The sequence below is a fragment of the Nocardia amikacinitolerans NBRC 108937 genome, assembly GCF_001612615.1.
In the GTDB taxonomy this organism is placed as follows: Bacteria; Actinomycetota; Actinomycetes; order Mycobacteriales; family Mycobacteriaceae; genus Nocardia; species Nocardia amikacinitolerans.
Window position 1 is genome coordinate 199,403 of record NZ_BDAU01000014.1, and the last position, 11,033, is coordinate 210,435.

1 protein-coding gene (cut by a window edge) is annotated in these 11,033 nt (G+C 70.4%); it reads right to left on the reverse strand.

Annotated features, from left to right (window positions below):
* Positions 1 to 10,875: the 5' end (the start) of an alpha/beta hydrolase gene (locus NAM01S_RS14485; RefSeq protein WP_218018401.1), read on the reverse strand. It extends 20,604 nt beyond the left edge of the window; only the first 10,875 of its 31,479 coding nucleotides appear in the window; it begins with the start codon at positions 10,873 to 10,875; its stop codon lies beyond the left edge, outside the window.
* Between the last annotated feature and the right edge of the window lie 158 nt (positions 10,876 to 11,033).

Consider the following 11,033-nt stretch of genomic DNA (forward strand, 5'->3'; position numbering starts at 1 on the left):
TTGGTTGCGGGAGGCGGCGAGGTTCGCCAGCCTGCCCGTCTCGGCGGTGTTGGGACCGACCGGCACGGTGCGCTGTCCGGACTCGGTGGTTTCCGGTGTGCTCGCGGCCGGTCGGCGCACGAATATCGCACCCGATTCGCCGAGCTGGATACCGGGACGTCGCATTTCATGGCCGCCGTCCCGGGTGGGTTGCGACAGGTCGCGACCAACGGCGTCGGCGATCTTGCCCTCGAGCCGTGCCCGCTCGCCGTCCAATCGGTCATGCCAGTCGGACAGCTCGGTGAGCAACGCGTCGGCGAGGGAACCGTCATCGACGACCGCTCGCTTGCGCGTGATGCTCCGCAGTTCGGCGATGATCGACGCCGGATCGGATCCGAGATCGAAGTCGTCGGGAATCCGCATGCGCCGCCTGCGCTGCTCGACCGTCTGATCGAAGGCGAACTGGACGAGTGCCTGCGCCCGCCGGACGTCCGCGTGCTCGCGGAGCAGGCTCTCGACCCGACGCGCCGCCTCCGGGGTGGACGGCACATACTCGTCCGTCCCTTCGGGAACAACCGTGCGCTGCAGGGCATCCCACTCGCCACCGGCGATGTCACCGAGACTCGCGCCGCCGTCGGTGAAGAACGGCGAGTCGAACAGGTCGGTCGCCAACAGCGCCGCGACGCCCGCCTCGCGAGCGATCGCCCGGAGTCGCTCCGCGTCCGTATCTCCGCCGGCCCGCCGGGCGGCGGCGAGGGCGGATTCGTACGCGGCCAGGTATCGCTGCTCCAACGCCTTCCGGTAGTCGCGGTCCGTCAGCGATTCGGACGGCGCGACTTCCGGAGTGCCGAAATCCCGGTGGAACAGGGCCTGTATGCCGAATGCGTCGGCCTCGGCGCGCAGCCGGGAGGCGATATAGGCGTCGCGGTCCATCGCCCGGATACGCGACGGCGTCACCTCGAGCCGCCCGGTGCGCACCGCGTCCGCCAACGCCGCCGCGCGCACGATCGCCGCGGCCTGCACCTGCTGGTCGCGATCGCGCGCACCGACGACGATGTCCATCGTCGCCCCGTCGAAGCTGTCGGCATCGGCCGACCGTCCGCCGTCGAAGCGCACGCCCGCACGCACGTCGGCGAGCACTTCCATTGCCGCACGGCCCGTTTCGCTGCCGCGGAGCACTTCCAAGACCTCGGCATACCGAGGATCCGGCGCGGCGGCGCGCCACGAGCTCAGTCCATCCGGCTCGGAGTGCGCGGCCACGGGGACCGAGGGAGAAGCGTCGGCAGCGTCGTCCGCGTCGGGGTCGGCGGGGTTCGCGCCGTCCTGGACGGGCTCGTTGCCGAGCGGCTCGGGTGTCCTGCTCGCACGCGCGTCACCCCAGTAGGCGCCGTCGGACTCGTCCGCGCGAGCGGCCCGCACGACGTCGACGATCAGTTCGGCGTTGTCGATTCCCACCTTGTCGACGTGGCGGCGGATCGCGAGTTCTCCGGCCTCCCTGGCGACCAACTCCGGTGGCCGCGACGACTTCTCACGTGCCAGTGCCCGTTCCGCCTTGCGGTACGCGCGGTCGTAGGCGTCGGAGTACGCCTCTTCCACCGGGCTGCGCGGTATGCCCGAGCCCTCGCCATCGGCGCGCAATTCCCGCACCAGTTCGACCTCAGCCACCAGCGCGTGGACGCGCCGCCTAGACGACGCGGATGCCTCCGTGTCGGCGAGCGGCACGGCCGCACCCGGGGCGATGCCGTGCGCGCGATACCACTGGTCGGAGAACCGCTGGGTGAAATTCCGCCCGTCGACCTCGGGCACCAGCTCGTCGAGGTTGTCGCGCACCGCCCGGACGGCGGCCCGATGAGAGGCGGCGTCGAGCAGCCGGTCCGTGATCGCCGGGTCGTCGCGATAGGCCCTGGCCAGAGCATCGCCTGCCCGATCGAACGCCCAGAGGTAGGTCTTCGCCAACGATCCGGCCATGGACCCGATCATGTTGTCATCGGTGAACTGGTGGTTCGCCGCGAATCCCAGCGCCGCGGCATCGGCCTGGTGATCAAGCATCAGGTCGATGTACTCCGTGCGCGACATGCCGAGCTGCGGTAGCGGCCCGTGCGGCGACGTGGCATGCAGCTCGGCGAGGCGGGCGGCGCGGATCAGCGCGATGGCCCGCTGGCGCGGATTGTCGCCTTCACGCAGCACCACCGTGTTCGTCGACGGGTCGTAGGACTCCTCCAGCCCCACCTCCACGTAGTCGCGGCTGGCTTGGTACGAACGCGGTTCGGAGGTGTAGAGCACCCGCACACCGTGGCGCCGCAGCGTCTGGGCCGCCCATCGACCGATGTCGTGGCGGTGATCACCGAGCAGCTCGGCGACCCGACCCGAGGCCTTCGCCACCAGATCCGCCAATTCCGTTCGCGCGGAGTCGTCTTCGGGACGAACCGCGGGCGCACCCGAATCGGCAGGTCGCGGCGGCAGGCCCACGTCCGTGTGATCATCGCCGACGAACACGACGCCGTCCGCGGCGACGTGGACCGTGATCGGCTCCCCGGCACCGAGATCGCGCCGCACCGCCGCGGCGAGATCGTCGCCGAGCGCGCGGCGCCGCTCGGTCAGATCGACGTGGCGTGCGGTCAGTTCGGCGAGGACGGCAGAGTCGGCCCTGGCGCCGAGCCCACGCGGACCGTCGGGGCCACGCAGCCGCGCCGACACGTCCTGCCGATCGAGCGGGCCTGAATTATCTCGCAGTCGAGCGACATCGCCCAGTCGCGCGGCCACGCGGTCCCAATCCGCCTCGACCCGTGCGAGTTCGCGTCCGACGGCCGCGCGCTTCCTGCCGATGTCCTCCAGCGTCCCCGCCGCGTCCCGCGTGGTCGGCGCGTATTCGCGCAGCCCGTCCGGTGCGGTGATGCGGTGCTGGGCGTCCCAGAACTCGGCCGCGGCCCTCCGGTGCGCGTGCGCGGGTCCGTCCGGTGCGTCGAATTCGCCACCCGCCAGCAGTGCGTCGACGCCCGCCTGCCGCGCTCGTTCGAGCAGTGCGGGATCGACCTCCGAATCCTGCTGTCGCGCGGCGATTTCGGCATCGAAGGCGGTCAGGTAGGTCGCCTCCAGCCGCTGCCGCGCGGCGGGGTCGGTGACCGGATTCGCGGCGGTGTCGTATCCGACCAGCTCGAGTTCGCGATGGAACTCGGCCTGCCTGCCCAGCGCCAGCGCCTCGGCGCGGACGCGCGCGGCGATGAAATCGGACCGATCCTGGGCGCGAACGCGCGAGGGCGTTACCTCGAGGAGACCGGTCCGCACGGCCTCGGCGAGCGTCGCTGCGCGAACGAGGGCGGCGGCCTGCGCGGGATGGCTGCGTTCCCGGGTCCCGACCGACACCTCCATCGTCCTGCCGTCGAACACATCGACCGATCCGTTCGCGTCGAAACGCACATCGATGTTCAGATCGCGCAGCGCTGCCGCCGCCGCACGACCGACGGCACTGAACTCGAGCACCCCTTGCACGTCGTTCGCAGCGGGAAGGCCGGGGCGCACCGTCCACGACTGCCCCAGTGTCCCAGTGGTTTCGGTCCGCGGATCGGCATCGTGCCGGAATTCCGGGCTGCCCGACGGCGGGGTGGCAGGCTGGTCGGCGGCGGCGATCTCGCCGTGCGATTCCCGCCATGCCCGCTCGTAGAACTCGGCGTTGGTCGTATCGGAGCCCGTTGGGCGGTGCGCCGCTACATGCGGGCGCAGCGCGTCGAAACCGGCTTGGTTCGCGATCCGGTCCAATTCGGCTGCGGGGCCACCGATCTCGTTCGCGGCTGCCTCGCGCGCCGCACGGTAGGCATCGAGGTAGACGTGATCGACGACGGTGAGCTCCACCGCGCCGCCCAACTGCACGGCCGCGACGATCTCCCAGATGCGGGCCGAGGTCTCCTCGTCGATCTTGCGGTCGACGTAATCCGTCAGCTCCGAACGCATCCGGTCACGGGCATCGACCGCGGCATCCTGGCGGCCCGCGAACTCGGCGTGTATCGCGCCGCTCACGATGGCGCGCATGTGCTCGCCGTCGGTGGCGCCCGCGTCGATGACCAGCACCTGCCGCGCGGGATAGAACCGCGTCGCGCCGCCGGAACTGTGCTCGATCGTGACACCGTGTCGCCGAAGGGTTTCCAGCGCCCACGCGCCGACCGCGCTGTCCGGCAATGCCGCCAGGATGGGCTCGAGCCGCTGTCTGGTCGCATCACCTGCCAGATCCGACTCGGCGACGACGGGGCCGGACGACTCGAACACCCGCGGATCGATCGCATCGACCCGGCGCGCTCGGACCTGGCCGAAGTCGTCGATGCCGAGCGACAGGTGCTCGAACTCGACGGGACCGCCGCGCAAGAGTTCACGCACGCGCGGATCGGCCGCCGCGGCATCGCGCAGGGCCTGATGCTGGTAGGGCTCCCCGGCTATGACGATCCGGTTCGGCCTGCCCGGAAGGTGGACGTAGTGGTCGCCGAGCGGACGCGCGTCCGGAGCGTAGGTGGCGAGCACCTCGCGGGCGGCCAAGGCGGTCAGCATGTCGACCTGCCGGTCGTAGGTCACCTGCGCGTTCTCGCGCCGCGGGACCAGATCGGCCAGGGACAGCAGATCGTGTTCGGTGCGGCGCAGGTCCGCCAGCCGCTCGGGGGTTGTCGCCGGATCGGCCATCTCGTCACGAACCGGACCGAGGCGATCGGCGATCTCCCGTGCCAACGAGTCCGCTGCCAGATGCGGACGGATGCCGTATCTTGCTGTACCGCTGTTGATTTCGTCGGACACCTCGACCAGATCGCGGTGCGCGCGGGCACGATCGGCCGCAGCGGTCCGCAGTGCCGCCGTCGCGGACTGTGCCGGTTCCGGCGCGATCTCGGCGTCGTAGAACTGGCCGTGGTCGGTACGGGAACGATCCCACTCGGCCCCGTAGTAGTCGGAGTAGTTCCTGCCGTTCGGCCAGACGTGGGTCTCGATTTCCGCGATCAGGGCCTCGGTCGCCCGTTCGTGGGCACGGCGCGCGAACTCGGCCTCACTCAGCGGCGTTCCGCCTTCCCCGAGCTGCGGCTGCGCGGCGTACGCGGCGTCGTAGGTGTCCTCGAGGTAGTGCCGGTCACCGAAATAGTCGCCAAGCCGCGGGTCGGCGCGGAACTGTCCGGCAAGCCTGATCCACTGCGCGACCGCCGCCGCCTCCTCGGCGATCATGGTGCGGATGAACGTCGCACGGTCCATACCGAGATGGCCCGACTCCCCGCGGATGTACCGCTCGGCGTGGACCGACTCGTGCGCCAGCGACAACGCTTGGCGCACATGATCGTTGCGGCCGGTGTACACGGTGGCCGTCAACGACTCGGCGGCGAACCCACCGCTGCGGCGGTCCGCTGCCGCCCGTTCGTATCGCACCCGTACCGACGCGTCGTCCAGCACCCGCAGCACATCGGCGCCGGTCTCGGTGCCCCGCAGCAACGCACGCACCTGATCGGAATGCGAATCGAGCGAACGGCCGATCCGGACAGCCAAGTCGGCGGCGGGGCTCGCGTCGGAGTCGGATCCGATGGGGTGCACCGGGTTTCCCTGCGGGTCGAGCAGGATCGCATAGGTGCCGCGCACTTCCCGCGACACGATGGGCGGGAACCGCTTCGTATAGTCCGCGCCAGGGTCCCGCACCATGACGATGCCGTCCGCGCCGTCCGGGTCGCTCTCGTGTCTGAGGACGTAGGCGTGCGCGCCGACGCCGTACTCGTCGACCGGGGCCGCGTACTCGTCGACCACCAGTGCGATCGAGCCCTCCGGCATGTCGAGGAGCTGCCGTTGGATCGCCTCGTGGTCGGCGAACTGGCGCAGCTGCCCGCCTGTCGCCTCCTGTACCTGGGCGGGCGACATGCCGGCGAGTCCGACCGAACCGTTCGGCGGCTCGATCGTCGTGCTGCCGGTCAGCCGCTTGATCAGGCGCAGCGCGAGTTCAGCGCAGCGGCCGCGGTTCGCCTCGTGCGCGGTGACAGCGTCGGGAGTCTGCGCGTCGTCGGCGTCCTGAGGTTCGTCGATGGCATCCGGCGAGTCGTCGTCGGAGTGCTCGACGAACTCCGCGTTTTCGACATGCTGGTGGACATCGGCATCGGGAAGGGCGCCGTCCACGGGAGCCGTGCCGTCGGCCACCACGCCGTTCGCTTCGTTCCAGTCCCTGGTGTAGACGCCGACATAGTCGGTGACTCCACCGTCGGAGGTCTGGAGGTAGGCACGGATGCCCGCCGCACCGAAGTCGAGCGCCGGGTCCCGCATGGGGTCGTCGAGGCGCCGCTGCCGCGAGAACCCGGTCATCCTATTCAGTGCCCGACGCGACATCCCGGGGCGTGCTGCGTCGCTAGCCCCTTCCAGATCGCCGATCGGAACGACGTGCCCGCGGGCCCGCAACTGCTTGACGAACTCGGCTTCCAGCGCGTGCGCGCGGCTCTCCTGCCGGAACATCGCGTCGACGTAGTCGCCGCGTGCCGTCGTCAACGGATGCGGTGACAATCCCTCCGCGGCATCGCGCAGGTGGGCGGCGGCATGCACCATATCGATGGCCTGCCGCACCTCCGACGTCCGGTAATCGAGAACGAGCGTCCTGCGCTCCGGGTAGTAGCGCGGCTCCGCGTCCAGTTCGTGTAGCACGCGAACGTTGTTGCGTCGCAACATGTCCTCGGCCCACACGCCGATATCGGTGCTCTCCAGCAGCTGCCGGACCCGCGTGATCCGATCCGCCGACTCCTCGCCGGCGGTATCACCCGGCATCCCCACCGGTACGGCGGGCTCGTCCTCGGAAGTCCCATCCAACGCTTCGTCGACGACGTCTGCCACCGCGTCGCGACCGAGCGGTGTCACCTCGACGTTCGCGTCCGGCCCCGGCTCGGTGACCTCGATCAACCGCAGGTCCAGATCGGGACGACCCAGCACGGACGCGAGTTCCTGGCGGCTCGCCAAAGCCTCGGCGAGCGCTGCGGCGTGCTCCCGTTCGAGCGCGACGACGACCACCCGCGGCGGCTCTCCGGCGACCAGCGCGACGTGCGGGGTGATCGTCTCGGCCCCGTCGAGTCCGGCCTCCTCGAGTTCGGACGCGAGCACATCCGCGGCCACGGCGGCATTCGCGGCGGTGTCGGCACGGTTGATCAACTCGCCTTGCAGGTGATACTGATCGCCGAGATCGGACAACAGCCGCAGCTTCAGTGCCCGCCCGAGCAGGTCGGCGCGCTGTCGCTCCAGCGCCGCGTCGGGCAGCATGTCCCGGCCGACATCGGCCCGATCCACACCGAGCCGTTCGGCAAGGGCGGCCAATTCCCGCTCGTTCGCCTCGCGCAGCCTCGGCAGCGTCTCCGCGCGCAGTTCCTGGTCGATGGCATCGATGGTGTCGATGCCGAGACTGCTTGCGAGATCGTTGATCTGGCCTGCCAAGTCCATCCGGCGTCGTTGGGCGACGACCCGCCGCGTCGCGTTCTCGGAGACCTCCGCCTCGACCTCGAGCGAACTCCACGCGTGGACATCGGAACCGCCGAGCATGACGGTGTCCCACCCGGCGCCGTAGTACTCGAGGTAGTTGTTGCCGTCCGCCCACCGATAGGTGGCGATGTAGTCCGCGATGGCGGCCGCGCCCGCTTCCCGTGCGCGGGTGCGGATCTCCTCGTCGGTGAGGCCGAGGTCGTCGCGCGCCGCCTGCGCGGCTCTGGCGTCGTAGGCGGCGAGGTAGCGCTCGGCGGGCCGGTAGTCCGCGTCGACCGTGTAACCGAGCCCGCGTAGCTCGCGGGCGAACTCGAACTCGCGTCCGGCCGCGAGGGCTTCCTCGCGGACCATCGACGCGATGTACTCCTCCCTGCCCAGCAGACGAATCCGGTTGGTCCGGTTGCTGGTTTCGCCTTCCCACGCCATCTGCGCGTGCACGCCCTCGTGCACCAGCGTCAGCGCCTGGCTGATGAGATCCCGTTCACTGATCCGGATTTCGGCGACGACAGCTTCCGAGTCGTAGGTGCCATCGGCGAATTCGCTGGTCATCTGGTGCATGAAGTCGACAGAGATCTCGCCGTCGCCGAGAATCGCGAGGATCTCCCTGCCCACGCTGGTCAGCTCCAGCAGCGAGGTGACCCGATCGGAGTGTTCGCCGAGCGAAAGACCGATGCGCATCGGCAGATCCACGGTCGGAAGCTGTCCGGAACCGTCGATCGCGAGCGGGTGGACCGGAACGCCGCGGTCGTCGAACAGGATCATGTGGGTCGAGCCGATATCGGAAGGCAAGCGCGGCGGGAAACCGCGCACGGCGCCCGTCCCCGCGTCGTACACCACGACGCCGTTCCTCTCACGCCTGAGCACGTAGGCATGAGCACCGACACCGTGTTCATCCACCGGACGGGTATAGGCATCGACCACCAAGGCCGAAGACCCCTCCGGCATGTCGAGCAGCGCCCGCTCGATCTCCGCGTGATCGGTCACCGCGCGCAACTGTCCACCGGCCGCGTCCTGCACCTCGGACGCGGTCATTCCGCCGAGCCCGACGGCCTCGGACGGCAGCCTGATCACCGAACTGCCGGTCAACGCCTTGATCAACCGCAACGACAGCTCCGCGCACCGACCGCGATTGCGCTCGGCCGCCGCACGCGACACGGACTCCGGCGAGCGAGCGGCGGCATCCGCGTCATCTCGCTGCGGCGGCGCCTCGGCCAGCTGGGCGATGGTGGCCGCGAGATCACGGGTTTCCGCGCGCAGCCTTGCCAGCGTGTCCGCGACGCCGCGATCGGTGGCGAGATCGACCGCGGGCACCTCGAGCGCACCGGCCCAATGGGCGAGTTCCGCGGCGCTCAGGTCCAGGTCGGCGGAGTCGATCGGGGATCGGATCGCGAGGGCGAGAGCCTCGATCGCGCCCGCGCGCAACAGTGTTCGGACCCGCTGCTCGGCAATCGCTTCCGTGAGCCGCGCTTCGAGCGATGCGTCGAGAGGCACGTTCATCTGACGGAGCAGCCACGCCTGCGCCATCTCGGGCGACAAAGGTTGCGGGACAAACATATCCGGCGGCGGTGGTGCGAGATCAGGTCGCGATCCCGGATCCGAAGCCATTTGCGGCGACGGCGCGGCCCGCCGCGCCAGATCGGCGAGCGCTCGCAACGGATCCGAGCTGTCCGAGAGCGAATCACCCAGTCCGAGACTGCCGGACAGCTCGTCGAGGTATGCGCGCTCGGGGTCGGTCAGCGGATCCGGGCTCTGCCGCTCGGGTGTCCGCGATTCGTCGAGGTGGCGTCGCAGCGCGGCCATCGGGTCGGCCGGATCGCTCGTGCCCACTCGCGGCGGCATCCGCCGGTCGAGATCGTCGTTCCGCGCGCCGCTTCCGGCCGCGAGTCCAGGCCCGCGCCGGTCGCCGAGCGGACGCGTGGCGATGCCGTTCTTGTCGTAGAAGATGCCCCAGGTGGCCTTCGCGTTCGGAACGTCGGTGGGATCGAACTCGAACGGATCCGGTTGCCGCAGCGGGTCGTACACCATGACCTTCTCGGCGTCGGCGTCCCAGTACATGGTGAACGCGTGCGCGCCCGGTTGGCCGTTGGGGACGCTGCCCCGCTGCTGATTGATGACGATCACAGCGGACCTGCCGCGCATGTAGCGCAGCGCATCGGCGATCGCGTGCTGCCCCGTCCGCCTGCGGCCGGTCCCCAGCAGGTTCAACGCGGCGAGACGCCCGCGCCGCCACAACGGCGTCAGCTGAGCATCGGCATTGCGCTCGATGTCGCGCCAGTCCATGCCTTCCGGGCCGACGCTGTCCGGCGCCGGAACGGTGATGGCGGGGTTGCCGGTGACCTCGGCCGCCTTCCACAGCGCCTGCACACCGCACCCGCCCCCGGTCAGCTCGGGGCGCGGTGAATCCGGTTGGGACGGACCGATATCCGGCTGATGCGGAGCGGTTCCGGCCTGACCGGCCTCGATGTCGGACACCCGGTACATGGCGTCGACCGGCACTCCCGCAGGCGGCCGCGCCCCCTCGGGATCAGGCGCGTTCCACCGCTGGTGGAGCCCGTTGGTCTCATGGGGCACGAACACCCGCACGCCGTCGCCGAAGTGCTTCGACGGAAGAATCGGATCGCCAGGCATGCCGACCAGCGCGATATCGCCGACCAGCCCCGACAACCCGCCCTTGCGGCCCGCGGCCGCCGCGACGTCGACGCCGTAGCCGTCCGCGATGATCCGGACGGCCGGCTTGTTCCCGGTCACCGCCCTTGTCGCGTCGAAGATCGCGAGATCGCGCCGCAGCAGCTCCGCCGCTTTCTTCGCCCGCCAGTTCACCATGGCCGATGCCCGACCCGGTGTGTTGTAACCGAGCCAGGCGATGGATGCCAGCGAGTCGCCCGCGCGCAGGCGGCCCGCGGCCGCGGCGTGGCCGGCGGCCGTCTCCTCGAGGACCGCGCCGAGATCCGCCACGCTCGCGTCCCTGCCCGGCACATGCACCGACACCTGCGTCGCCGCGTCCGGATTGCCGAACGCGACCAGCGCCCTGCCCTTTCCACCGAAAGCACCCGGATCGTAGGCGAGCACGCGCACCGGCAGGTTCGGATCGATCCGAGCGGCTCGCACCTGCGCCCGCCGCAAGTCCGCGACCGTGCGCCGCAACTCGCGCAGTCGCTGGCGTTCCTGGCGGTCGAGGGTGTCGCGTGCGCTGAGATCCGCGATGTCCCTGGCGATTCGCAACCGGTTGGCGGTGTCGGCCGAATGCGAATCGATGCCGGGCGCGTTGCCGATCACGTCCGGGTACGCACGGATCAGCGTGGCCCGTTCGGCATCGGTCAGCGCGTTCCACCGCCGGGCGTTCTCGTCCGCCCGTGCCGCGGCAACGTCGTCGGTGGCGGGATTGGCGTCGGAATCGCCGAGCAGCAGATCCTGAGCGCGCAGACCCGGCTCCATCCGGTTCAGGATGGCGTCGGCCTCGTCGATCTCGGCGCGGGTCGCCTCGCTGCTGTCCTCGGGGAGGACACGGCGTGGGTCGCGGGTGCCGGTATCCGGGTCGGAGTCGGGGGCTGCGGCGGGATCCGTGTCGGCGTCGGGGTTCGCGGCGGGATCCG